Source organism: Cardinium endosymbiont of Philonthus spinipes, assembly GCF_964030745.1.
Taxonomy (GTDB): domain Bacteria; phylum Bacteroidota; class Bacteroidia; order Cytophagales; family Amoebophilaceae; genus Cardinium.
Genome location: NZ_OZ034918.1, coordinates 771,905 through 797,842 on the forward strand (window position 1 = coordinate 771,905; position 25,938 = coordinate 797,842).

A 25,938-nucleotide genomic window follows, 5' to 3' on the forward strand; every position below is an offset into this window, starting at 1 on the left:
TTCCTGATATTTTAGGCCGTTTAGGTAGCACTATCCTTGTAGTACGCACAGCTTTAAGTATTGGCTTGGATAGATAATAGATACAAGTATGCATATGCTTTATTCAGCATAAATTTATGATAAAAAATACAAGCATAATAAAAAATTCAATAAATTGGCTTATCGCCAGATATAGTAGTTTAAAAGGTAATGCTATACGATTTTTGTTGTTCTTATCTATATCGCTATTAGGTGGGTGTAGCGGTGTTAGGAATAATACTGGCCTGCTTGGACAAGGGGATGTGGTGGACCAGTGTGGGTGCAATAAGATAAATCATGATAATGCCAATACTGAAGGGCTATATCACTATCCTAGTCGGCAAGATAAGCAGCCCTGTTTTTTGCCTCAGGTTTGTTATACATGCCTATCTAGCTTTTTTTCTCGGTTGTATTATATATCCCTATGTGACGTGTCTCGGGCTTGTGATACCTTCGAAGGTAATTTCGTTACTTTTTCTAATTGGTTTTCATATATTTCTGGATATTTTATGGTTCCATATGTATGGTCATACCTAGGCCTTAACCAGGTACTACCTGGGTGGGTATTTTCGCTTTTTGCTTCGGCTGTATTTACTTTTGGCGCTTATGGTGGCTCTCAGATTAAACATTGTTGCGAGAAGCTATTATCTCAAATTATAGGTTTTAATGTGGGTAAGCAGAAACAGCCTCACTCCATTGATGAGCAGGAGCAGCAGTATGCTTATGCGGGTTGTAGTTTGTGCAAACTACTACTAGATGGGTTACGTAGTTGTGTCAATTGTAATACTATTGGTAGATGTGTGGGTTCATGGGTTGCCGGGCCAGCTGGAGATATTTGGGGATCTATAGTTGGATCCTGTATGGATACTTTTTGGCAGCCCCCTGTTGATAACAATGTAAACAAAAAGTATTTACTCGACAAAGTATCCCAACCCAGATGATTGGTCTTTATATTTTTTTCGTAACTTTATAGCTTGTAAGCCAAGGTTGGTGCGTAACGCATGCCGCTTACATAGAGGTTGTATAGTTAATTTCATTTTTTAATCACGTAAAGCAGTATCAAAACGAATAGTTTAATGCTGTTTTTTAAGTAATAAAGTCAATACCGCGTCCTTATGAATGCAACAGAAGGAGTTTTCAACTGGGATCAATATGACAAGGCTGGTAAATTAGGCAGTGCATATACAGATCAAGAAAGAGTAGATATCGCTGCAATATATGGAGCTACCTTAAGCGCTATTAATCAGTATGAAGTAGTAAAGGGATCGGTGATAAGCATCACCAATAAAGATGTAGTTGTAGGGGTTGGATACAAATCCGATGGGCTAATTGCTGCTTCTGAGTTTAGGGATCTGCCTGAATTACAACCTGGAGATGAGGTCGAAGTATATATAGAAGAAACAGAAAATGCCAAAGGTCAATTGGTACTTTCTCGTAAAAAAGCAAAATTGGTAAGGGCCTGGGAGAAAATTCAACATGCATTGGAGCATGGGGAGGTGCTAGAAGGACTTGTCAAACGCAGAACCAAGGGAGGATTGATTGTAGAGGTTTGTGGTGTTGAAACCTTTTTGCCAGGTTCACAAATTGATATAAGACCTGTTTTAGATTTTGATATTTTTGTAGGCAAGACCATTGATGTAGTGGTCATTAAAATCAACCATGCCAATGATAATGTGGTCGTTTCGCATAAAGCGCTTACTGAAAAGAAGCTAGAAGGGCAGAAGCTCGAAATCATGAGCAAGCTTGAAAAAGGTCAAATTCTAGAGGGATATGTAAAGAACATTACCAAGTTTGGTGCTTTTATTGATTTGGGCGGAGTAGACGGTTTGCTCCATAAGTTAGATATGTCCTGGAGTAGGGTAAACCATCCAGAGGAACTCTTCACACTTGGCGAAAAGGTACGTGTGGTGGTCATTGGCTTTAATGAAGATAAGAAGCGTATTTCTTTGGGTATGAAGCAGCTTCAAGATCATCCATGGGATGCTCTTCCAGAAACCATGCAGGTAGGATCTACTATTAAGGGAACCATAACCAATATTGCCGATTATGGTCTTTTTATAGAGTTGATGCCTGGTATTGAGGGCTTTGTCTATGTTTTAGATATTTCATGGTCTCAGTACTTGCGCGACATCAATGAATACTACAAAGTAGGTGATACCATTGATACCTGCATATTGTCGTTGGATCGGAAAAACCATAAAATATCCTTGGGTATTAAGCAATTAACGGGAGATCCATGGGAACAAGAGGCATTCTTATCTACCTATGCAGTAGGAGCCACCCATGAAGGTGTTGTCCGCAATTTAACCCATTTTGGTGCTTTTATAGAGCTAGAACCTGGTATTGAGGGGCTGTTGCATGTTTCGCGTCTTTCTGGTACCAAGCGGGTGGCACACCCGGCTGACGTACTCAAGTTGGGCGAAAAGTTAGAAGTGATTGTACTAGGCATTAATCGGGAAAATAGACGCCTTTCACTAGGCTTAAAGCAAGAAAACCTATGGGATGCTTGTGAAAAGATTTTTCAAATAGGTACGCTACATAAAGGCACCATTCTGAAAAAAACTCCAGGTCGTGGTGCTGTGGTTGAATTGGCGCATGGTATAGAAGGCCATGTTCCGCAACAGCATTTAATGAAATCAGATGGGGGAGAAGCAGAAGTTGGAGAAGAGTTGGATTTACAAGTCATCAAGTTTTCTAAAGGAGATAAAAAAATCATTTTGTCCCATCAAGTTCTATTTAATCCAGAAATCGAGGTCAAAGCTGAGGGTAAAACGAAAGGAGGCGCAAAAGCAGACAAAGCACCATCTGCTAGAGGATTTGAAGCTTTTGCTGATTTGAAGGAAAAACTAGAGCAAAATACAAAAGCAGAAGATCAAGAATAGTTGCTTGAATACTGTTGGGTCGCGTGGCCGAGTGGTTAGGCAGAGGTCTGCAAAACCTCTTACGGTGGTTCGATCCCACTCGCGACCTCTTATCTGTTCACTTTAGAATAGATCTTTATATATTGCACTATCAGGCTCTTTTTTTATTTGGATAGCTGCTGTTTTTTATTGCCTAGGTGGCGGAATTGGTAGACGCGTTGGTCTCAAAAACCAATGATAGTGATATCGTGCCGGTTCGATTCCGGCCCTAGGTACTATGAAGTACTGTCTTCTTCATCTTTATTTTTTTGTAATTCTAATAAACTTTGTTTAAAATTATCATTCACTCGTTTTAGAGGGTTCCCAAAATTGAAGTATTTCTTCTTCTCTTGTGTGCCGTACAAATTTATAAAGTTGTAACTTTGAAGAGGGGTAAGCCTTACTTGAAGTGAGGCATCAGCCAAACACCATCGCTTATGGTGTTGGTTTATGTAAAAACTTTTGATTGTATAGAGTCATGAAAAGAAATGAAATGCTTGACCTGAATGATTGGAACCTACATCAGCTTGTAAGAGCAGTCTCTGGAAGAGCAGAGGATATGCAGCATACCTGGTCAAAAATACAGGAAGCTTGTGCATGGACAGAAAGCTTTGCAGGGCCGACAAGTTCAAAAGCATTCAAGGCTGCTCTAAGGGCATCTATTCAGGTAGCGACTATTGCTGCTACGGAGATGTCTTTGGGACTTTCTACTGCCATTGCTGCAATCTTAGCGCCACCCTTCTTAAAAGGCTTGATGCGGAAAGAAGCGATTCAAAGGCGTTTTGGCTTAAAAATAGTTTCTATACTGGTTGAACTTAATGGATTAAAGCGTTCCAAGTTGCGTCGTGGTGCGATGCTAGCTTCTCATCATGCACCTGATGTATCCGCTCCCCGTATTTTAGCAATTTTGCTACAAATTTGTGACATCATTCGCGTAAACGCTAGCGGTGTCTCATTAGTGAGTTTAGATTCAGAATTGATCTACAACTCTAGCCGAAAGCTCTTACTGGATCTAAAATGTGTTTACATTCCACTTTCGCATAGAATGCGGTTATATAGCATTCAAGCTAAATTGGCAGATTTTTGGTTAAAGCATACAGATACCCTTAGTTATTACTCTATTACGGCTAAGCTTGGTATGACCAAGTGTCAAAGGCAACAAAAGTTAAATCTTATTGCTGAGGAAGTCTATTCAGCAGTGCAAGCACATGGTATTGATTTTATATTAAAAAAACGGATTAAATCTATTTATTCTATTTGGAATAAAGTGCAAAGATTAAAGGTTGATGTGGATCAAATACATGACCTTGCTGCTATTAGAATCATTTTAACAGGTATGGATGGTAAAACGTTACAAGAAGAAAAGATAGCTTGCTGGAGGGTGCTTAGCATTGTTAGTGACCTCTATAGCCCAGTCTGCACTATTATGAGAGATTGGGTTAGTACACCAAGGGATAGTAGTTATGAATCGCTCCATCTTACCTTTGAAACCTGTCAGTATGGAAGGTTAGAAATGCAAGTACGCACAGAGCGAATGGATTATATAGCAGAGCATGGGGAGGCAGCACATTGGAAATATAAACACTTAGAGTAGCGGGCCAAAGCAATGTTAATAACTGGCTTTTATATACCTGTTTGCTTGAATTTGCTCTATTGCTTTGGTAATAGTTTCTTTTAAAAGATCTATCTGGAGGCCTTTTGTTGCGGAGATAAAAACTGCAGTATAATCATCAACAGTATGGCTATATGTGCCTGTTCGTAAGGCAACTTCTAATGGGGTATCTGTGGTGTGTATACCTCTTGGTATATGTTCTTTATTTTGTTTGATGATGTCTATCTTGTTAAATACCAAGATTCTTGGTAGATTTTCTGCACCTATTTCTATTAAAGTCTGATTGACTACACCTATTTGCTCTTGAAAACCATCATGTGCTGCATCTATTACATGTAATAATAAATCTGCTTCTTTAATTTCTTCTAGTGTAGATTTAAAACACGCTACCAATGTGTGGGGCAATTTTCGAATAAACCCTACCGTATCGGTCAGTAAGAAAGGGTGCCCATTTAATACTACCTTACGTACAGTAGCATCTATAGTTGCAAATAACTTATTGTCCGCTAAGATATCTGATTTGGATAGCAGCTGCATCAAAGTAGACTTGCCTACATTGGTGTATCCTACCAATGCAACACGTATCAGATCACTCCGTCCTTTGCGTCTGGTTACACATTGTTGTGCAATATTTGCTAATTTTTCACGCAGCTTGGTAATTTTGCTTTGAATAATTCTTTTATCTGTTTCTAGTTCTTTCTCCCCAGGGCCACGCATACCCGCACTGCCCCCCTTTTGACTGGAAAGGTGGGTCCACATTCTGGTAAGCCTTGGTAATAAATATTGATACTGTGCCAGCTCCACTTGTGTTCTAGCCTGTTTGGTTTGGGCACGCATGGAAAAAATATTCAAGATCAATAAGCTTCTATCCAATATCTGACAAGATAGTAATTTTTCTAGGTTGCGTACTTGCGAGGGAGAAAGCTCATCATCAAAAATAGCGTAATCAACCTTTTCTGTTTTTATAAAAGCAGCTATTTCTTCTACCTTTCCCTTACCTACAAAGGTAGCCCCATGGGGATAATCTAACCTTTGCATAAATTTTTTAACAATTTTTAATCCCCAAGTATCTGCCAAAAAGGCCAGCTCTGTAAGGTATTCTTCTGTTTTGGTACAAGGTTGCTGGGGCGTAACCAGGGCTACTAGAATAGCTGTTTCGCCCTCTTCGTGGGCCACCAGAGTAGATTGATTGTGCCTATGCATCAACATAATGGCTAAGTGGTTTGCTAAATAAAAAATACAACCCACAATTTTATAAAAAAATATTTAAAAAAGCAATTTAGGCTTGTTAATTTTAACTGTTTTTAATACTATACTTGGTTTCTTTGAAAGTAGCCTGCTTATATGTACTTTCACTACAAGTTCGAAAAAGTAACCAGCAGGGTGGCATAAAAGGCGTAAGCAGCTTTTAGCAATCTGGCAATGTATATGGTAAAAATCTAATGAATCTACTTTCTAATGCAGCAACCTCTGAAGTGGTCATACCCCTTCGAGTGTTATCAGATCTATTGTGTCAGGCGCTAGCGGTGGCCATACCAAACAAGTTAGCATGCCGTGCGATGATTCAACAATTGTTGGATGCTTATTTGCAAGTAGATGGAGCAGACTATATCTTAAATCCATTGTGCAAAATTTCACCTGCTATGCAGCAAAAGCTTTTGGATGCAATCAGTAGATTAAAAAAGCATGAGCCCATTCAGTATGTTATTGGCACCACCTATTTTGCTGGAAACCTTTTTAAAGTAACACCGGAAGTGCTTATTCCACGGCCAGAAACAGAAGAATGGGTTACATTTTTAATGAACCAGCTTGCCTATCCTACTTCTATTCTAGATATAGGAACCGGTAGTGGTTGCATTGCTATTACACTCAAACAGCGGTTTCCACAAGCGGTAGTAGATGCAATGGATATAAGCAAAGAGGCGTTGGCAATTGCTGCATATAATGCCGCCCAGTTAGGTGTAGCAGTCCATTTTATAGAAGCTGATATTCTAGCCGATCCACTTCCTCGATCCCATTGGTCATTAATTGTTAGCAATCCGCCCTATGTGCGTATGCAAGAAAAGGCCTTCATGCATGCAAATGTCCTAGATTATGAACCCTCATTAGCTTTGTTTGTAGATGATGCCGACCCGCTTCTATTCTATAGACGGATCATTCAACTTGCAGCGTGCCATTTGAGCCTAAATGGTACACTCTGCTTAGAAATTAATGAAGCATTAGGTGAAAAGGTTGTAGATTTACTATGTTGTGCAAACTTTAAGCACATAGGCTTATATAAGGATATGCATCAAAAAGAAAGATGGGTTATGGCCATGCTCGGAGATAAGTGTCATGGCTAAGTTTAGACATACGTATATTGATATTGTAACTATGGAATACCCACTAAAAATAAGCGTCTTATGCATGATCGTTGTCCATACATGGCTGAGTGTTGCCGTTATTGGGGCAAATCCACATGATAGACCTCTTTCGAAAGCAATATGCCTAGAAAAAGTAGACCCTGCTCTGGAAGCAGCAAAAGCACCCTTAGATGCAGACGGTTTGCAGCCTCCACAGGAGGCTTTGCCATTGGTCAAAATCGCACATAGTAATGTTATAGACCTTATGCAGCTTTTTTTTGTTCCTAAACCCATGTTGGCACCTAGCTATACCCCTCTTGTACAGCAGGTTGGCGTAAGAGTAAACTGGTTGACACTCTTACGGAATATGTGGCCCAATGGACAAAAGCGTTATGGCGGAGGCGTGGATCTCCATTTCCGTGCTCCTCTACAGTTATCTGTTGCGCTTGGCTATCTATCTGATCAACCTAAAGAGCGCATCCATGGTAATGCATTATATAGGTCACAAGGTAGCTATGGTGCAGCAGCCCTGCTATATGTAATGCATCTCAATCCATTGACCAATGCTTATTTTGGTATCGCTTATGGACAGAGCCGCTTTAACCTTACCACCTTTTGTAATGAAGCTACACCCCTTACCTCTAAACCTTTGGTAGCAGGTTGGATAAAGTGTATCGGGGAGTCTGAGTACAAATTAGTGGCGCAGCTTTATGGAGGGATGCAGTTTGGGGTCGCCTATCTTCTCCATTGCACGCAAAATGATGGTAATCGAGTATTGAACTATGCCATTCCAGGATATGGGAAAATAGCAAATAAATTAATACCTGATGTTACATTATACCTAAAATGGAGTATCTTTTTCTTAGAAAAGAAGATAGTTGTTTAGTTGTATTGTGTTCCATACAATAAACAGCCTTTTAATTTTAATGATATGTCAAAATTAGCTGTTATTGATTTAGGTACTAATGTTATAAATGTTTTAGTTGGGGCAGTTGACCAGGAAAAGTATACAGTGCTTTATGAAGAAAAAATTACAAAAGCTATGGTGCAACAGCCCTTGTATGTGATGCATATCTCATTAGAAGAGCAAAAAAACATTGTAGATGCCCTAGTAGCCATTAAAAAAAAGCTGGATATGGATGGTATTAGCTTTATTGTTGCCAAGGCTACAAGCCTCTTGCGAGATGCGCCCAATGCAGTGGATATCATTGAAGCCATTCGTTTTGCAACCGATATTGAAGTAGAGATCATTTCTGGTGTAGAGGAGGCTACTTTAATTTATCATGGCATTAGCGCCTGCTTTGCATTAACAGATGGCCATGGTTTAATTATGGATATAGGAGGTGGGAGCGTTGAGTGCATTATCTTTAATCATGTAAAACCATTATGGGAAAGAAGTTTTGCACTGGGTATACGGCGTGTTGCTGCTCAATTTACCTATAGTGACCCTATTACACCCAGGCAAGTAGCCCTTTTAGAAGACTATTACCGCAGCATTTTACCCCCTCTTTTTGTTGAAATGAATCGCTACAAGCCTAGCCAACTCATTGGTAGTTCTGGCGCCTTCCGTACCTTATTGATGTTGTATAACTGCCACTACAACCTGCCAGCTATTGAAATAAATAGTGGCATAAAAAGGGTTTCTACAGAACAATTTTTTAAAATTTATCAAGTTATACTAACAACTCCTGTAGATGTTTGGAAAAGCAAGCTTGCTATTGAGCCTGTTTTCTTAAAGCTCATTCCACTATCCGCCAGCCTTATTAAGATCATTCTTGAAACATGCAACCTGCAGGAGATTGTTATTTCAGGTAACTCTCTAAGAACAGGTTTATTTATTCGAGAATGGAACCGTTTAAGACAAGAAAAGCGTATTTAAGGTTGGCTATATTGGACCCTATAAGATGCCATCTGCCATAGCATCATGTAGTATCCCATCATTTTCTTTGGATTGTTTCGGCAATAATTGTAGATTAATGTGGTTGTTTCTTTTTAATACAACGCTTTATTATTTTTGCTATGATATCATTTAAAACTGGTTTTGCCATTGCAATAGTACTATATATGATTGCAATGAATTATTTGTTGTTCCATTACGTACGAGACAAGTACTTTCGTAAGTAAACATTCAATCAGAATGTCCATTAGGCCTCTTTCGAAATCTATTTGCAGTGCGCAATGTACCAGAAGTACAATCCAGCATTCTAGCCTATTCAGCTGTATATGCCACATACAAGTAAGCCTTTAATAAGCTGTTAAAATCAAGTTTTAAAAGAGGCCTAGTTACAAAATCTTAATAAGCAACGACCCTTTATAGCGCTTAAGCAACCTAAGCCCATACACTTTCCTAACTTTATCCTTTCTATCACGATTCACCCTATTTATAAAATCAGCTTAAAATCAAAAAATAATCCTATAAAGGTTGGTTGTTGTGTTGGGCAATTGATAGGTGCTGTTTTTTGCTTACTAACATAATTTTTAAAATAAATATCTATATGGCTATTTATTTTCGATTAATATTGTTAAATTTTAAGTGTGTTTATTATTTAGCATATTATTTGAAACATGCAAATAATAGTATAGAAAAAAGTTGGTTGTAAGCTATTTTGTAGTTCTTGCAATGCTAAGCATATATCTAAGAAAGGCATGGAACATAAGAAAGTTTTGCTACTGTGGCTGCTAATATTGTGTAGCTGTAACACTGGCGTTAAGCAAGATATAGCTCCTGGCCCCCCATCGTTTTGTTTGAAGGTCCATACCATGCTTAATGATCCTAGTAGGGGTTGCAATGCTGATTCTATGTCTGCTACTGATTCTCATGCATACCTTAGACGTGCTGCTGATTTAATCTCCCTTTCTACCGATAAATTTATTTCCAATTTTTGTTCCGCTATTGATGCTGCCCCCTCTGTTGTTGCTGATGATTTGACTACTGCTTTTCATTCTGCTGCTGGTGTTAGAACTGCTGCTGATGATCAAGCTAAAACTGCTCGTGATGCTACCAGTGCTGCTCAGCAGGAGGCTGACACTATTGCTGCTGCTCAGAAGGTTGCTGCTAGCCATGCTAATGCTGATGCCCGTGCTGATATTGCCCGTGCTGATACTACTGTTGCACGTGCTTTTGGGGATAATATTGTTGCACCCGCTCTTTACGTTCGTGCTGCTTCTAAATGTGCTGTTGCTGCTGCTGCTGTTGCTCGTGCTGTTTCTGCTTATACTGCTGTTGCTGCTGCTTATGCTGCTGCTGCTCGTGCTGCTTATGTTGCTTATACTGCTGGCTATGTTACTGCTTTTGCTCAAGTTGCCCGTGCTGCTGCTAATGCTCGTGCTGCTGCTGCTACTGCTCATGATTTTGCTGCTGATGCTGCTCATTTTGTTGCTGCTACTCATCATTATCTTGCTAGTGCTGAAAATGCTGCTGCTGCTGCTGCTTGTGCTGCTACTTGTACTGCTAGTATGCGTTCTGTTGCTTCTGTTGCTGTTGCTCGTGCTGCTGCTACTGATTCTGTTTCTATTGCTGCTACTGTTGCTGCTGGTATTCGTCATGCTGCTGATGCTGCCCGTGATGCTTCTAATGCTGCTGAGACTGCTGCTGCTGATGCTCGTGCTGCTTCTGCCTCTGCCTCGGTTGCTGCTGCTTATGCCTCTTCTGTCCGTGCTGCTAATGCTTCTCTTGCTGCTTTTGAGGGTGCTTGTCGTGTTGCACGTGCTGCTAGAGTGTGTATTCGTTGCTGCTTTAATATCCTTAGTGCTTCTTCTGCTCCTGCTAATAACGCCCGTCGTCTTGCTTCTCTTCGTAACTACACTGAATCTGCCAATGCTGCTTCTGCTGCTGTTGATGACGGTTATGCTGCTGTTGTCTCTGCTCATGCTGTTGCTTGTCATGAGGCTTCTCTTGCTCGTCGTGAGGTTGCTGCCGGTTGTGTTGATCCTGATGTTGTTGCTGCCGTTGCTGCTGCTACTCATTTTGTCTCTGCTGCTTACATTGCTGTTGATTTTTGTGCGCATATTCAACGTTTGCAGCGAGGCGCTGCTGCTCATTTTCCTGTTCGGTAGTTATTAAAACTATATAAAAACATTGCCTATCTATTGCAATAAAGTTATGGTATAGTATGTCGTATGTTCACCATTGTGGTAATAAAAGCTATTGTGTGCTCCGATAAAGGAATGCGGTGCTTCAGTAAAACTTGGGTCTTTGAGTACGCTGCTTTTCAGTGGATCAGAAAAATAGCTTGTTTGAAGCTCATGCAGTGGGCGATTTCTGTTTTTTTCGATGCAAAATAGATCTTTTTATTATTTTTATTCTGTGCCCAATCTTTTCTAAGCGGCTAAAAATAGGGTGGTATATTAAATAATACATTCGCAAAAATGCTATTCTGTTTAATAGTTAATAACATTCATTCCTTAAGTTGACGCCATTGAGCCTTTAGTTGCATTTGTTTTTAAAAAACCTTTTGATTACCTTTCGCCCATAAGCAGCAGAAAAGAAATCAACTGTTTAGGCTGTAGATGACTGTCTGCTAAATAGTAAATAAGCCAAGGATGAACTTATCGATCATATCGCCTACTGGTAAACTTTTTAATGGAGAGGTGCATAGTGTAATGTTGCCAGGTACACTTGGTCCATTTCAGGTGCTTCCCAATCATGCTCCTGTTGTCAGTAGTTTAACAGCAGGGAAGATCACTTATACGGTTGGAGCAACATCATCGTCCGTTTCAGTCAGTAGTGGTTTTACCTCAATAGCTGATAACCAGGTTATGGTAGTTTGTGAACCTATCGAATGGTGAACATAAAGTGAACATAAAGGATATAAAATTGCTGATCACAAATAGTTTTTGCAGAAGGTCTATGGTTGTAAATGTTTTTTTATGACTTTTAAGCTAAAAATGATAACTCTTTAAGAGTTTGAGTGAACAAGTGATTTAAAAATGTAATATATTAGGCAATAAAGCCTCTTGGCTCATTTAAGTGGATCGATGCAAGGAGTAGCCAACCTCGTAAACCCAATAAATGGGCCTACGGGTACAGATCATTAAAATAATAACACCCCGCTTTCGAAAGCTATTTGTAGGGGGCAATTTTGGAGAGCAGTATGGTCGAGCGTTGCAGCATGCTCCGCTCTACTTTGAAGGGTATAGACTGGTTTTAAAATTGCCATTGGCAATCACGTTTCGAAAGAGGGGCAATAAAGCGGCTAACAATGCTACATCATTGCACTAGTACTATATTATCTGAGGCGAATCAATACATTCAATCTAAGGCGAATGTAAAGGGGCCGGCTATATCCTTGGCGATTCTGGGCAATTCGCAAGCAGAAAGCAAGTCCTCGAAAGGCATTATGATGCGATTGGTGGATATCACTTCTGTAGAATTGTGCAGCAATCCTACGCAGTATGTGCCACAGGGCGATGGTTTTATTGTACGCAAAGTGCCAGAAGCATTTAATCTTTATTTTTTGTTTTCTATTGACTATAAGCCATCTGACCTGTTAAAAAATTTAGAATTACTTGCTTATGTGGCAGCATTTTTTCAAACTAAATCACACTTTGATGGCTCTAATACGCCTATTTTACAGGAAATAGGGATTGAGAGTTTTTCTGTCGAGTTGGTTAAAATGACTCCACCAGAGAAGGCCATGCTTTGGGAAAGCTTACATGCTCCTTATAGTCCTTCTTTACTCTATAAGGTGGGGCTGATATTTATAGGAGATGCTACGATGGGTTTAAAGGTAGTATCAGCATTTTCATCACGTGAAAGGTAATCGTTATGGCATTTACCACAAAATTATTTCGAATAACTATTTCAAATAATTACTATAAGTCTAATAATGCCTGCAATGATTTCGATATAGAACCAACCAGGTCTACCGCTTCCTGGATGGCTGCACGCAGGGTGCGCATGTTGCGTCACCTAGATGGCATAGAGCTGATATGGCTTTCGCAGGATTATGATCATCCGTTGGAGTTGTTTCAAAAAAAGGCAGATGGCATTACCCTTTCTTTTGTGATGACATTAAAGAATAGCCAAGCATTGAATCTTTTGGAATTAGAGTCTGGTTATTCAACAGGCCAAGTCTACCATTTGTATAATTGGCATGCACACCATCATAATTGGCTGCACAGCAAACCCTTTATGGGTAGTGTTGATTTGGTTAAGATTGAGGAAGTAGCCCATTACCCTACCGGGCCAGGTGGGAATGTTTTTGCGCTGATTGATATAGATCTTAACCATTTAGGCCAAGCGATATCCAAGCAAAAAGAGCCTCTTTTTGTTGAGCCTATTACCTATACCATTAAGGTTCAAAACCGCTCCACTTTTTGGAGATATTATTTAGTAGATACCAACAAGCGGCTTGGTGGATCTTTGGGTATTCTCTCTAAAGGAGATGCCTCTTACTTTGGCAAAGTAAAGGTTTCTACAGAGTTTCCTAATACCTATTGTGCAGAATCTACCATGCCCATGGAGCTTTGTGATCAATATGATCGTTCTTTTTCACTTTGTAAACTTGGTGGCGAAAAAGGTGCAACCATATTATTAGAGAAATTGCCTTATCCTACTTTTGATTCGCTCAAAAAGGATAAGGTTAATAAAAAGAAACACTATAGTGATATAGTTGTATATGTTTAGTTTAAACTTAATTTTAACTGTTATATAATTCATAAAATCAAATAAAATGGCTGAAAATTTAAAAACTCCCGGCGTGTACATCGTCGAGAAGGATACGGGTGCCAACGCCGTGGTTCAAGTATCAACTGCAGTTCCTGCTTTTATAGGTTTCACTGAAAGGGCTGAAATTAATGGGAAGTCGTTTCATATGAAGCCGGTTCAGATCTCTTCACTTTCTGAATATGAGTTGTTTTTTGGAGGACCAGCAGTCCCTGTCTATACCATTAAGGAGGTAACCAGTGGGGATAAAGATTTGGTGATGAATGGCAAATCTTATCTCATGGAGCAGAGTGCAAACTCTACATTTTATCTATATAATAGCTTGAAGCTATTCTTTGATAATGGTGGTGCAGATTGTTTTATTGTCTCTGTTGGTCAATATGGTGATCCAAATGTACAGTTAGAAATTACACCAGATGTATTCAAACAAGGTATAGATACGCTAGCTGGAGAAGAGGTGCCCACTATGTTGTTAATGCCAGACTCACTCTTACTAGATGAAGAAGATGCCTCTTACTATGCGGTGCAGACCTATGGGTTGGCACATTGTGGCAAGTATCTGAATAAAGTCGCATTATTTGATATATGGGGTGGCAACAAGGAATTATCTATAGAGGATAAAAATAAATATGTCAACAGGTTTCGTGAATATATTGGATTAGATAATTTGAGTTATGGTGCCGCCTATTATCCATGGGTTAAAACAAACATTATCCCATTGAATAGTATTGATTATAGAAATTTTGATCTAGAGTCGCTCAAGGGTGTATTACAAGAAGAGCACAAAGCAATGCTCTCTAATCTAATGAGCGCTTCTACAGAGAAAGAGAAAGTCTATTGGGATGCTGGGCTAAAGAATACCAGTAAGGAGTACAAATTGCTGCGTAAAACTATTGCAGATCGGTTAAATATTCTTCCAGCTGCTCCAGCTATGGCTGGACTTTACACCAGAACAGATAAAGCCAGAGGGGTATGGATTGCACCAGCCAATCAAAACTTAAACTCTGTGGTGGAGCCGATGGTTAAAATTACCCATGAAGAGCAAGAAGCACTGAATGTAGATGGTATTAGCGGGAAATCGATCAATGCCATTCGGACCTTTAAAGGAGCGGGTGCTGCAGTCGTTTGGGGAGCGAGAACCTTGGCTGGCAATAGTCCAGAATGGCGGTATATTAACGTCAGAAGGTTGTTTATTCTGATTGAGCAATCTATCAAAAATGCAGCATTTTCGGTTGTGTTTAGGCCAAATGTTCCTGTTACTTGGGCAGTTGTACAGGGCATGATTTCCAACTTCCTAACCAATCTTTGGCGGCAAGGTGCTTTAGTAGGTGCAAGTCCTGCAGAGGCATTCACCGTACTTTGTGGGTTGGGTGAGACCATGTCTCAAGATGATGTAAATGAAGGCATCATGCGTATTTCAGTAAAAGTATCGGCTCCTAGACCAGCTGAGTTTATTGTGATCACCTTTGAACAAAAAATGGGTGCAGATGGTTAAACATGCACCTGTGTGTATATAGGGGGTATTTTCCCCCCTATATTTATTAAAGATTATTGCTTATAATTTGAAAAATATTTAAAACTGAAATAACCATGGCTGATAACTTATTAGTACCTGCTATAGTCCATTTTAATTTGGGCTCCTCAAAGGTTAGTATAACGGACTACCATATAGCAGTTACCATAGAAAATGGATCCGAGTATATTAGATCAGTTAATGCACAAGGTAAGTCTGCTTATGCTATATGTAAAGGAGGAGAGATTCGACAAAAGGCTGATATTAAAGTTTCTATACTTAAAACACCAGATGGAAAATTTGATGATGATATTAAAAAAGTAGAAAAAAACTTAGATGCCAGTAAGGAAAATGATCCTAAAAAATATGTGGAAAATATGCTTTTTAGTTTTGCAACCAATGATGATAAGCCATTCGCACATATACAATTCCAAGGGTATGTTTGTGAGAAGAGCGAGGATGTAGATCCTGAAACTCAAATACCTGTAGTGACAGCTGAACTTGCTGTTTATGATCCAGTTAGCTTTGTGATTAAACAATAGCGTACTGCATTTATGATTGAGTTTTTAGAATATATTAAGTAGTTTAACTAACTAGAATTTCACAGAAAGATATTATGCAAAGAGTAACTATTGATTATAAACACTTTAATAAAGCAGGTTTTGATAGTAAAACTTGTAGTGTTTTGGTTGTTGGTATACCAAATCAAAAAACATCGACCCAGGCAACCGTATATGATACGGCATCCTCTGCACCACTTCGTTATAATCAACGCAGTGCTCCAAAAATTGCAACTTTCACCGTAGATTTCTTACCCCGTATAACGAGCAAAGATTTGTTATCAAAAGCACATGATTTGGTTAAAGAAGTGTCTGGGGATAAGTATAATCCAGAACCATTTACCCTTTGTGTACATAAAAAAGACGGATCAATAGATACAAAAAAAACGCTAAATGATGTGATCGTACAAAGCGTAAGCTTGTTTTTGGATAGGAAGAACGAAACTACAGGTGAAAAGGGGTATGTTCGTATACGCTTTACTTTACAAGGATTAGTATAGCGAGATAAAAAGTAATCATATGATGTTTTTAACCTTGTGCTGATTTTATGGCTGATTTTAATTTAGTCCACTCGCATTCTTTTCAAGTAGAGGTATTGGGTGTAACAGATGGTAGTTCCCCTGAATATTTCTATAAGATAGAAGGGTTAAATAATTCTTTGAATATGGAGCCCTATCTGCCTGGAGGAGCTAATAGGCCCTATTATAGAGCCAATGCATGTGAGACTACTGATTTAATCTTGACTAGGCCATTAATAGAGGGTAAAACGAAAATGACCGTTTGGTGCGAGGAGGCCATTGATAAAGGCCTTTTTAAGCTTACACAAGCCCATATTTTGGTCCTTAACAAGGAAGGCAAGATTCTGGCACAGTGGAAGATAGAGGATGTCTATCCAAAGGGCATAGCCATTACGCCATTCCAGTTAAATGGTCAAACAGATCTTGGAATAGGGGAAACCATTACGATTGGCTATTCTAGGCTTGTACGGACAAAGTAATATCGATAATGCTTCATCTGCTTGGTCTACAAAATTAATTTTATTAATTATGTCTGTTGTAATTAAAGAGCTGCTGATCCAGCTTAAAGTTTGTGAACCCAATAACCAAGTGGACAATGCTAAAAACTTGCCAAGTAATTTTGCAATGCACCCTACGGAGCAGCAAAAATTGGCGTTAGAACGAGATTTTTTACGCCTATTGGAAGACCGGGAAGCAAGGTAAAATAAACTTCTTTCTATAGTTATGAGTAAAGTTAGTAAACTAGTTATTAAAGCATGTAGTGACAATAAATTTTCCTCTTTTACAGGGGAATTTATTACATCTATTAATCCAGAAAATTTAGCGATTAAAAGTGCAGTGTCCTACCATGTGCCTGAAGGAATGTCGGGTGCTAACTTGCTTAAATACCGTGGTTCTCCTCCAAAACTACTCTCCTTTAGTCTGTTGTTTGATAATACAGGGATTATGCCTGGTAGCAATGCCATTGCTGTAATGGAACAGGTCAAGCAGTTACAAGATGTTGCCTATAGTGTCCATAAAAAGAATAATGCCCCTAATTACATTCGTGTGATTTGGGGGCAGATTGATTTTAAAGGCAGGTTGGTAGCGCTAGACATCGTTTATTCTATGTTTCAAGTAGATGGTACACTGGTTAGAGCAGAGGCGCATATATCTGTATTAGAGGAGCTGGTTCCTTTAGGTAAGGGAAAAGCTGCTGCAGGTGTAGACAGTAACTATACCAAGCCATCTGGTGCCAATGCAACTGCAAGTCGTAAGGTGGCTGCTAGTCAAGCTACATCTAACCAGGAGGCTTTTGCCCCAACGCCTAATGGTATGAGTGGCGCCTATAGCGGTGCACCACCTGGTGCCTACGATGGAGGTCCTGATGCCATCTATCATGGGTCGAATGGCACTGGGGGAGCGGTTTATAGTGCCAGCACGGGTGCTACACCTTCTGGTGGAGGTCTCTCCACTGTTGGCGCGGCTCCTTCGAGCAATTATGATGCTGGTTATGACGCTGGTACTGGTCGTTCTGCTAGTTATAGTGCTAACCCTGGTGCTGGTCCTTCTGGTAATAGCTTAAAAGGCGGTGTTGCGGGTAATGGACCTGGTGGCAGTGGGGGGGGCGTTGGGGGAGGAGGTCATGGGCCGGCTCTAGGGGCAAGTCAATCTGGAAGTGCTGCAAGTGGTGGATCACTAACTAGTGGTTCAGGGCAGTCTGGTCGGACTACTCCTCCTGCAGAAGTAGGTGGCCATTCCAGTAAAGCTGGCACAAGTGGTAGTAGTCATGGCGTGGGCAGTGGTGCGGCTGGATCTACAAAAAATAATGTGGCTGCTGGATCAGTGAGTGGTGGAGCTGGAGGGAAAGGTAGTGGTTTGAAAGCGGGTAGCATTGCAGCCGCTGGTGTAGCGGGTAGTGCTGCTGCAGCTGCAGCAGCTGCAAATGGAGCAGATAGTTTGCGTAAACTAAAGGCAAATGTTAATCTTATGCAGACAATGAAAAATAAAGTCAGTTTCTGGAGAAGGCTCAAAAATTTTGCTAAAAAAACATGCCCTAAGGCATATGATGCTGGAAAAAAAGTAGTAAAATCAAGCGGTTTTTAAAGCAAGAGTAGGGGAAAGTATTTTCCCTATTTCATTTTCTCTTGTTTAATAACAATCTCTCGATATCCAAATATCTTTCAATTAATTTACCTACATTTCAAGGTATCCATTCGTTACTATGGGTATTGTTTTTCTCAAAAAGCAGTATGTGTTCAACCAATGGCGTCAACTTAAGGAATTTGTCTTATTTTTTACTCAGCACTGTGGTTGAAAACGCATTTCTTCTAGTTTTTTAAAGAACTTCATTACACGCCTGTAGCTGGGCCCCTTATCTCCTTCGATAAAAAGTCTGTCCCGATAGTAAATAGCTGAACAATAGATTGTTTCATTGCCTTTACTGCGCGCCAAATCTTTTATCGGTGGCCATAAGTGCTGCGTATACCAATGCTCCATGTAAAAAAGTATCCATTCACGCCTCTGGCTGGCCGCCTTATCTCCTTCGATAAAAAGTCTGGCCCGATAGTAAATAGCTGAATCGATACATTTTTCAGCGGGAAAATCGTGAACTCAGCCCGCAAGCGGGCTTCAAACAGACGATTTTCTAATCCGCTGAAAAAGATATCGCTCAGGTGTTAGTGTTTTACTAGAGCGCCATTTTTTTATCGAAGGAGACGCGGGGGCTGGTAATGGACTAGCCACTTGTTTTTTCAGCCAAACGTAGCGTATGCGTTTAACGCTATGTCCATAGTAGAAAAATGCCCCTGTAAAAAGTGGGGAAATAGGCCTCATCCCTTGCAGATGATTAGGAAAAACAGATTCCTTTGAAGCCCGCGCAGCGGGCGACTTCTGTTTTTCCATCTGTAAGGGGTGAGGTCCCCCAACTTTTTACCGAGGGCTTGATTTTTTGTCCACTTTTTTATCAAGAAAAAAGTGGAATACAATTCATTATTAACCAGTGACGTGAATAGATACAAAAAAGGTCTCCCACTTTTTACCGAGGGCTTGATTTTTTGCCCACTTTTTTATCAAGGAAAAAGTGGAATACAATTCATTATTAACCAGTGATGTGAATAGATGCGTTAAATTTCCTTGGTTATCAATAATAAAAACTACAATGGAAGCTGGTTGAGCGTTGGCTCAAAGATTGTTTCAGCATTTTGTGTGGTGATGGATGCCACTTCTGCTAAGGTTACTCCTTTTATTGCTGCAACTGTTTCTGCTGTATAACGTAGGTAGCTTGGCTCGTTGGGTTTTCCCCGAAAAGGTACTGGCGTTAAATACGGACTGTCTGTTTCTAAGACCAAATGTTTGAGATCTATAGCGGCTACTGTTTCGGCTAACCCATTTTTAGGTATCGTAATAATCCCACCAATCCCTAGCAAAAAACCCAGTGCTATACATTTTTTTGCTTCTTGTAAGCTGCCTGTGAAGCAGTGAATCACTCCTCTTAGACTACCGTCCTGTTCTTTTTCCAATACTTCAATAACTTCCCTAAAAGCATTTCTGCAATGAATGGATAGAGGCAGATGGTGGCGCTTGGCTAAATCAAGTTGAATCTTAAATGCTTCCTGTTGTGCTGCAAATAAAGTAGTATCATGATATAGGTCTATACCAATTTCACCCACTGCTATAAACGCAGCTTTGTCAAGCCATTGTTCTACTAAGTATAACTGTTTGGAAAAGTTTTGTTTGATGTGGCAAGGGTGGATGCCCATCATGGGTAGGCAAGAAGGGTATCTTCCTGCTACTTCCATCAGCCCTCCGATGGTTTCTTCATCTATATTGGGCATATAGATTTTTTTGATATGATGTTTTTGTGCGTTTTCTAAAACCAGTGGTAATGTAAGGTCATATACATGTGCATGGGTGTCAATAAATTGCATCATCCTAAATGGTTAGTTATTGTTTATTAGTGCTCCCCTGATTCCTAACTCTATAACCTCTATATTGCTAATCTTTTTGTTGTCTATTTCAAAACGCAATAAGGTACGCATATAATGAGAACCATGGCGTCCAGCGGCACCAGGGTTAAGGTAAAGCAGAGGAGGTCGTTTTATATCATACATTACCCGCAAGATATGTGAGTGGCCACCCACCAAAATATCAGGTTGTGCTTTGCTCAACTTGGCACGTACCTGTGGAGTGTATAAAGGCGGATAACCAGTTATATGTATGAGCCATATATGCACTTGTTCACATTTGAATTCTTGAAACTCAGGGTATTTTTGTCTTATTGTACAGTCATCAATATTGCCATATACTGCTCTAAAATGGTTGAAACGATCAAATGCGGTGAGCAATTCAGGGTCACCAATGTCTCCTGCATGCCATACCTCGTCACATTTTTCAAAGTGATCAAAAATTTTAGGATCCAACCACCCATGGGTATCTGCAAGCAAACCAATTTTCATCTTTTTATCTTGTGCCAACTGTTTAACGTAAACTTATCTATCACTATATAAAAATAAGATACAAAATAATTGCCCAAAGCAATGGCCTGCTTTATTGCATGTGCTCTAATGTGAGCAATCTTTTTTTAACATCTAGTCCTGCAGCATATCCCCCTAGCGACCCATCACTTCTAATTACCCTATGACAAGGAAGTATAATAGACAAAGGATTTTTACCGATAGCTGAAGCTACTGCTCTGATTGCATTTGGATAAGCTGCTAAAGAGGAAAATGTTTTATAGGTTAATGTCTTTCCATAGGGGATTGCAGCCAATCTTTTCCATACATTTATTTGAAAATCGCTCCCATATAACTTATAATCAATATGAAACGAAATCCTTTCTAAGGTGAAATAGCCATCCAGTTGTATCTTTGTGTTGGTAAAGACGGCTATATGTTCATTATATTGCCAATAGCGTTGTATAACAGGAAAATGCTTTTGTCCTTCGATATAAAGCCCAATTAGCTTACCATTGCTAGCTATTAATAATAGCTTACCGATTTGAGTTATTATATAGGTATAGTAGATTATGGGGCTATCTGTTGTGCTTGCACATGGTTGGATCGATTTTGAAGACATAGTTTTCATAGGCTGTGTCCTGAATGTTGTTTATCCGTAAGTTATCATTTTTAGAAGTCTTCCTCAATAAATTTAAATATTGACCATTATGCCTAGATGCTTCATATTAACTATTTTCTTTTTGCTATCTAACTTTTCAAGTGTAGAATTTGAAAAAAATAATTTGAAGTTTATTGAATTATTGAAGAACATACCCATTACAATCGTTGCGCCTGCTTCAGGCCTCAATAAAGGTGAGTTAACTGTTTTGAAAAGTATTGCTTCATTCAAATTACATATACCAAAGGGGTGCTTTGATGGAAGGCATTCTCCTTTTCATTCTAATAGTGATGCAGGAAGATTTAAATACTTAAAGGATGCATTGTTTGATGATCCCAATCATGTAATATGGACATTGCGTGGAGGATATGGCTCTGCTAAGCTTATACCTGCTTTACAGAAATTAACAATACCTACTAGAAAGAAATTTTTTATAGGATATAGTGATATAACTGCGCTCCATATTTTCCTGACCCAAGAATGGGGCTGGAAAACCATTCATGGCAGTGGCATGATTGAAATGCTTAGAAGTGATAAAAATCGTGCTAATTTCACAAAGATAGCTGAGATTATTTCCGGAAAAGTCAAACAGGTTACTGTTAGTCAACTAGCTGCAATGAATTCGGCAGCTCGGTCCAATAGTCCCCTGAACGGCAAACTTACAGGTGGTAATATAACAGTGCTCCAAACAGGCATTGGTACAAGTTGGCAAATACAAACAGCCGGTAAAATTCTTTTTTTAGAAGATACGCAAATAAAACCTTATCAATTGGATCGCACGTTACTCCATTTTGAGCAAGCTGGTTTATTAAAAGATGTAAAGGCTATAGTATTTGGTAGTTGCGGGTCTGATCATAAGGATATGATGATAATGCTTAATCAATTTGCATCTACTTTGTCTATTCCAGTGTTTAAAACGAATAGATTTGGACATGGAAGCATTAATGATCCAATTATTTATAATACCATTAGTCAGATTGTTCCTGTTAATGATGGTAGCTTTCAGCTAATCATGAAGGTATAAATTTTCTTAATGCGACAAAGGGCTTGTATCTATTCATGCTTGTAGCTGGGCCCCTTATCTCCTTCGATAAAAAGTCTGGCCCGATAGTAAATAGTCGGCCCTGAAGTATTCATACTTCAAGTTATTTATTAAAAAAATAATCACCTGCCCCATTTCAATTTTTTCATGTTCTGTATCTATTCTAATCCTGGTATCTGTATACGTTAGTTCAGGATAAAGCATCTTAGTGCTATAGGTTTTATTTTACCTGATTAGGTGGGTATTAGGAATGTTTTTCTTGTAATAAGGCGTAGATTATGGCTAATAGCACATAGAATAGCATTGAGTTTGTCTCCCAATATTCCTTTCAAGTAGTTAACCGCTAATTTACCATCAGATTTCATATGACCAATATGTGGTTCAATAGCAGATCTTCTTTTTAGTGCTTTTTTGAGACTAGGCGTTATACCTCTTTTAGAGCCGCTTATAAATATATTACATTGACTATTAGGTATATTATGACCTCTGTAACCCCTGTCTACGAAGACGTGTTTTACCTGAGTACCAGATAGTTTTTCTGCTTGTAATAAACTTCTATGCAAGGTATGTCCATCATATTCATTAGGATGTAAAGCTTCCGTTGATACAATCAAGCCTTGTTTATGGGTGAGCGTAAATTGCACCTTACAACCATACTCATAGGGATTTAAAGCCTTACCTTTACTTACGCAGTAAACAGCAGGTTCATGGATACTATAGACTTTATTTTTACTTTTTTTTGATTGGTTAATAATCCTTTTACTTATAGAAAGCAGATGTCTAAACTGGGTGCGTATTGCTTCATCACACGATTGTATAGAGCGTTCTACATCTCTTACCACCCGACCAAGATAGTTTTTTAATGTTTTAACGCCTTTGGCTAAACGTTTAAACTGTTTAGCATGTGCATAGCCATCTACTTTACGTTTGATAGCTGGCCCTAGACGTTGGTAGGTTTGACGGAGTTTAACGCCTGTTTTCTTAGCTATAGCCACTAGTTTTTGTCTAGCCTTATTAAGCAACGAAGAATCAGTTGGATAGCGAATATTTTTCTCCATTACAGTAGTGTCGGATATCACTTTTTCAAGTTCTTTTGGGCAGACTACTTTTTTTTAATGGCTAATTGTATAGTCATCGATAAGATCTTATTAAGACCTTCTGCTCCCAATCTTTGACGCCAACGAGTTAATGAACTAGGGTGACAAGCTGCCTTAATCTGAAAATAATCATAGCCACAAAGGTATTGCCAATAAGGATTTTCTACCCATCTAGCAACTACTTGCTCATCAGAAACTTGGTACATATGACTGATAATGAGTAGGCCTACAATCAAACGAATAGGTAAAGGAGGTTGACCGGGTCCATAGCTAAAGCTGCGGTCTAAATCTGATTCTAAGGATTGCCAAGGAATGGAATCAGCTAACTGAAATAAGGCGTGTTGGGGATTAAGAATCCCAGATAAGCGTTGCTCAAAAAGCCTACCACAAGAATGATTTATCCTCTTAGATTTCATCCCTATTTTGCAAGGTTTTATACAAAAAAACTCTAAAAATGGTTATTATATATACTATAATATACGGTTTTTTATATTCATAAACAAATAAATATATAATATTTCAGGGCCGACTAAATAGCTGAATCGATATCTTTTTCATCGGGAAAATCGTGAACTCAGCCCGCAAGCGGGCTTCAAACAAACGATTTTCTAATCCGATGAAAAATATATCGCTCAGGTGCTAGTGTTTTACTAGGGCGCCATTTTTCATCGAAGGAGATGCGGGGCTGGTCATGGGTTAGCCATTGTATGCGTTCAGCGCTATGGCCATAGTAGTAAAATGCCCCAACTTTTTACCGAGGGCTTGATTTTTTGTCCACTTCTTTATCAATAAAAAAGTGAAATACAATTCATTATTAACCAGTGACGTGAATAGATACAAAAGGTAGATCATTATACTGCAATAGCGGCTTTAATAGCTGGATGATGCATATAATTAAGCAATGTAAAATCCTCATAAGTAAAATCAAACAAATCTGTTACCCGGTTGCAGAGTTGCATGGTTGGCAGTGCGTAGGGTATGCGTTTGAGTTGCAAATTTGCCTGCTCTAAGTGGTTATAGTATAAGTGAGCATCCCCTAGCGTATGAATCAGTGTACCAGGCTTTAGCTGACATACTTGAGCCATCATCATGGTTAACAGCGCGTAAGATGCAATATTAAAAGGAACCCCTAGAAAAACATCGGCACTACGTTGGTAGAATTGGCAGGATAGTTTGCCATTTGCTACGTAAAATTGAAAAAAAGCATGGCAAGGTGGCAAAGCCATTTTAGGAATTTCACCTACATTCCATGCACTGACCAATAGCCTGCGTGAGTCAGGGCGTGTTTTGATTTCCTCTATAATGGTGCTTATTTGATCAATTTTTTCCCCTGTTGCTGTAGGCCAGCTCCTCCACTGGTGCCCGTAAATAGGGCCTAGTTCACCCTCTTTAGTAGCCCACTCATTCCATATGGTAACCCCATGTTGCTGTAAATAAGCTATGTTTGTATCTCCCTTTAAAAACCAGAGCAACTCATGAATAATGGAATGGAGGTGTACTTTTTTAGTGGTAAGCAATGGGAATCCCTCATCTAAGTTAAACCGCATCTGGTGGCCAAAAATACTCTTGGTGCCGGTTCCCGTCCTATCTTCTTTGTCAATTCCCTCTACTAAAATATGTTGCAGTAAGCTTAAATATTGTTTCATTGGCTTGAGTTGTCTATATGGTATGTAAGATTCAGCAGCTTCATATCTCTATAATTTTTTGTAAAAGCTTAGAACTTTTTACTATATCGAATGCTTCTATGCACCATGGTGTAAAGTTTGCTAGGTGTGCATTTAAGAAGTTAATAGATTCAGACCATTCTAGGAGCCGTACCTCTTCTATTTCTGCTTTGTTTATGGTGATTGTTTCATCTGATTGTGCTATATAAATAGGACATATTTCATATTCCATTATATTACTACCTTTCATGGTGCATTGATAACAATAATCAGCTACATGATAGAGCGCTTGTAGGCTAATGCCTAGCTCAAATTGACTATGCCTGTGTACGGCTTGCTCATATGTTTCAGTAATTTGAGGATGTCCGCAGAAACTATTAGACCAAAACAATGGCCAGGTTTTTTTTAGGCTGCTTCTTCTTTGTAATAGTAATCTTTTGTTATGGTCAAAGAGGAATACACAGACTCCTCTATGCAAAGGCGTATGGGCGTGATGTGCCTCTAATTTATTTTGTATACCCAGTATGTTATCTTTATGATCAACCAATACAACATGTTTAGATTCTAGCATTTTTTAACAGTTTTATTCTGGCGTTGATTTCTTTTTCAAGTAAAAAAACACGCTTTCAATTAACCATCGAATTTATGCCAATTCCTGGTTGTGAGCAAGTGCTTTATTGCTTTGTTTACGCCACCCCATGGCCTTAGCTTGAGAAAAAGCAACAGCTGCTTAAACAAGCACAAGGTAGGCTACCTATTTCTTTGATCATTTATTTGAAAAAATATTTGCGGTTTAAAAAAAAAGCTATACCTTTGTAGTACGATTCAGCGTAGAAGAGAGCAAAGCACTGAAGGCGTTAGCATAAAGGTGCTAAGGTCTTAAGTAATGCTACGTTAGGTTTCGAAAGATG

General features: G+C 39.2%; 25 protein-coding genes, 2 tRNA genes and 1 pseudogene. 20 read left to right on the forward strand and 8 right to left on the reverse strand.

Features of this window, described 5'->3' with window-relative positions:
* The first annotated feature begins 527 nt into the window (after positions 1-527).
* The 5 genes from AAHM81_RS03275 (at position 528) to AAHM81_RS03295 (ending at position 4,512) form a co-directional block, all read left to right on the forward strand.
* Positions 528-959 carry a hypothetical protein gene (locus tag AAHM81_RS03275; RefSeq protein ID WP_342265084.1) on the forward strand — a complete coding sequence of 144 codons (432 nt, stop codon included), beginning with the start codon at positions 528-530 and terminating at the stop codon, positions 957-959.
* A gap of 174 nt (positions 960-1,133) precedes the next feature.
* Entirely contained in the window at positions 1,134-2,900 is a 1,767-nt protein-coding gene (locus AAHM81_RS03280) for a 30S ribosomal protein S1 (protein ID WP_342265085.1), read from the forward strand.
* 17 nt (positions 2,901-2,917) lie between these two features.
* Positions 2,918-2,988, forward strand: a tRNA-Cys gene (locus tag AAHM81_RS03285).
* Positions 2,989-3,070: 82 nt separating this feature from the next.
* Positions 3,071-3,154 (forward strand) — tRNA-Leu (locus AAHM81_RS03290).
* A 242-nt stretch (positions 3,155-3,396) separates the two neighbouring features.
* On the forward strand, positions 3,397-4,512 hold the full coding sequence (locus AAHM81_RS03295; protein WP_342265086.1) for a bifunctional (p)ppGpp synthetase/guanosine-3',5'-bis(diphosphate) 3'-pyrophosphohydrolase: 1,116 nt from the start codon (positions 3,397-3,399) through the stop codon (positions 4,510-4,512).
* A 15-nt stretch (positions 4,513-4,527) separates the two neighbouring features.
* On the opposite strand, the gene hflX is transcribed toward AAHM81_RS03295, so the two are convergent.
* Positions 4,528-5,778 (reverse strand): GTPase HflX, encoded by a 1,251-nt coding sequence (gene hflX, locus AAHM81_RS03300; protein WP_425286260.1) that lies wholly within the window; start codon positions 5,776-5,778, stop codon positions 4,528-4,530.
* Between the two features lie 194 nt (positions 5,779-5,972).
* Between hflX and prmC the strand changes: the two genes are divergently transcribed.
* From prmC to AAHM81_RS03370, 14 genes are all read left to right on the forward strand, one after another.
* Positions 5,973-6,872, forward strand: coding sequence for a peptide chain release factor N(5)-glutamine methyltransferase (gene prmC, locus AAHM81_RS03305; protein ID WP_342265087.1), 900 nt, complete (start codon positions 5,973-5,975; stop codon positions 6,870-6,872).
* Positions 6,865-7,758: a hypothetical protein gene (locus tag AAHM81_RS03310; RefSeq protein WP_342265088.1), complete on the forward strand. Its 894-nt coding sequence runs from the start codon at positions 6,865-6,867 to the stop codon at positions 7,756-7,758. The genes prmC and AAHM81_RS03310 overlap by 8 nt, the downstream gene beginning before the upstream one ends.
* 45 nt (positions 7,759-7,803) lie before the next feature.
* Positions 7,804-8,751 carry a hypothetical protein gene (locus AAHM81_RS03315; RefSeq protein ID WP_342265089.1) on the forward strand — a complete coding sequence of 316 codons (948 nt, stop codon included), beginning with the start codon at positions 7,804-7,806 and terminating at the stop codon, positions 8,749-8,751.
* Between the two features lie 767 nt (positions 8,752-9,518).
* Entirely contained in the window at positions 9,519-10,928 is a 1,410-nt protein-coding gene (locus AAHM81_RS03320) for a hypothetical protein (RefSeq protein ID WP_342265090.1), read from the forward strand.
* 486 nt (positions 10,929-11,414) lie between these two features.
* Positions 11,415-11,660, forward strand: coding sequence for a F0F1 ATP synthase subunit epsilon (locus AAHM81_RS03325; protein WP_342265091.1), 246 nt, complete (start codon positions 11,415-11,417; stop codon positions 11,658-11,660).
* Positions 11,661-11,883: 223 nt separating this feature from the next.
* Positions 11,884-12,093, forward strand: a complete 210-nt coding sequence (locus tag AAHM81_RS03330; protein ID WP_342265092.1) for a hypothetical protein — start codon at positions 11,884-11,886, stop codon at positions 12,091-12,093.
* On the forward strand, positions 12,074-12,634 hold the full coding sequence (locus tag AAHM81_RS03335; RefSeq protein WP_342265093.1) for a DUF4255 domain-containing protein: 561 nt from the start codon (positions 12,074-12,076) through the stop codon (positions 12,632-12,634). Before AAHM81_RS03330 ends, AAHM81_RS03335 begins: the two co-directional genes overlap by 20 nt.
* A 5-nt stretch (positions 12,635-12,639) precedes the next feature.
* The gene (locus AAHM81_RS03340; RefSeq protein WP_342265094.1) at positions 12,640-13,500 is read left to right on the forward strand and encodes a hypothetical protein; all 861 of its coding nucleotides are present in this window, start codon (positions 12,640-12,642) and stop codon (positions 13,498-13,500) included.
* 46 nt (positions 13,501-13,546) lie between these two features.
* Positions 13,547-15,034, forward strand: a complete 1,488-nt coding sequence (locus AAHM81_RS03345; protein ID WP_342265095.1) for a phage tail sheath family protein — start codon at positions 13,547-13,549, stop codon at positions 15,032-15,034.
* Positions 15,035-15,129: 95 nt separating this feature from the next.
* A complete protein-coding gene (locus AAHM81_RS03350; RefSeq protein ID WP_342265096.1) occupies positions 15,130-15,594 on the forward strand; it encodes a hypothetical protein in 465 nt (154 codons plus the stop codon).
* A gap of 74 nt (positions 15,595-15,668) precedes the next feature.
* Positions 15,669-16,112, forward strand: coding sequence for a hypothetical protein (locus AAHM81_RS03355; protein WP_342265097.1), 444 nt, complete (start codon positions 15,669-15,671; stop codon positions 16,110-16,112).
* A gap of 47 nt (positions 16,113-16,159) precedes the next feature.
* Positions 16,160-16,609 carry a phage tail protein gene (locus AAHM81_RS03360; RefSeq protein WP_342265098.1) on the forward strand — a complete coding sequence of 150 codons (450 nt, stop codon included), beginning with the start codon at positions 16,160-16,162 and terminating at the stop codon, positions 16,607-16,609.
* Positions 16,610-16,658: 49 nt separating this feature from the next.
* Positions 16,659-16,832 (forward strand): hypothetical protein, encoded by a 174-nt coding sequence (locus tag AAHM81_RS03365; RefSeq protein WP_342265099.1) that lies wholly within the window; start codon positions 16,659-16,661, stop codon positions 16,830-16,832.
* A gap of 21 nt (positions 16,833-16,853) precedes the next feature.
* Positions 16,854-18,215 (forward strand): hypothetical protein, encoded by a 1,362-nt coding sequence (locus AAHM81_RS03370; RefSeq protein WP_342265100.1) that lies wholly within the window; start codon positions 16,854-16,856, stop codon positions 18,213-18,215.
* Positions 18,216-18,740: 525 nt separating this feature from the next.
* Here AAHM81_RS03370 and AAHM81_RS03375 read toward each other — a convergent pair.
* From AAHM81_RS03375 to AAHM81_RS03390, 4 genes are all read right to left on the reverse strand, one after another.
* Complete coding sequence (locus tag AAHM81_RS03375) at positions 18,741-19,013, reverse strand: hypothetical protein (protein WP_342264990.1); 273 nt, start codon at positions 19,011-19,013, stop codon at positions 18,741-18,743.
* Positions 19,014-19,264: 251 nt separating this feature from the next.
* Positions 19,265-20,041, reverse strand: coding sequence for a TatD family hydrolase (locus tag AAHM81_RS03380; protein WP_342265101.1), 777 nt, complete (start codon positions 20,039-20,041; stop codon positions 19,265-19,267).
* A gap of 9 nt (positions 20,042-20,050) precedes the next feature.
* Positions 20,051-20,584, reverse strand: coding sequence for a metallophosphoesterase family protein (locus AAHM81_RS03385; protein ID WP_342265102.1), 534 nt, complete (start codon positions 20,582-20,584; stop codon positions 20,051-20,053).
* Between the two features lie 73 nt (positions 20,585-20,657).
* Complete coding sequence (locus AAHM81_RS03390; protein ID WP_342265103.1) at positions 20,658-21,185, reverse strand: methylated-DNA--[protein]-cysteine S-methyltransferase; 528 nt, start codon at positions 21,183-21,185, stop codon at positions 20,658-20,660.
* Between the two features lie 88 nt (positions 21,186-21,273).
* Between AAHM81_RS03390 and AAHM81_RS03395 the strand changes: the two genes are divergently transcribed.
* Positions 21,274-22,248, forward strand: coding sequence for an LD-carboxypeptidase (locus AAHM81_RS03395; RefSeq protein ID WP_342265104.1), 975 nt, complete (start codon positions 21,274-21,276; stop codon positions 22,246-22,248).
* Positions 22,249-22,511: 263 nt separating this feature from the next.
* Here the strand turns inward: AAHM81_RS03395 and AAHM81_RS03400 are convergent.
* The 3 genes and pseudogenes from AAHM81_RS03400 to idi all read right to left on the reverse strand — a co-directional run.
* Positions 22,512-23,779, reverse strand: a pseudogene (locus AAHM81_RS03400) (IS5 family transposase); the annotation flags it as partial.
* 435 nt (positions 23,780-24,214) lie between these two features.
* A complete protein-coding gene (locus AAHM81_RS03405; RefSeq protein ID WP_342265105.1) occupies positions 24,215-25,009 on the reverse strand; it encodes a thymidylate synthase in 795 nt (264 codons plus the stop codon).
* Positions 25,010-25,049: 40 nt separating this feature from the next.
* The gene (gene idi / locus AAHM81_RS03410; protein WP_342265106.1) at positions 25,050-25,598 is read right to left on the reverse strand and encodes an isopentenyl-diphosphate Delta-isomerase; all 549 of its coding nucleotides are present in this window, start codon (positions 25,596-25,598) and stop codon (positions 25,050-25,052) included.
* Positions 25,599-25,938: the final 340 nt, after the last annotated feature.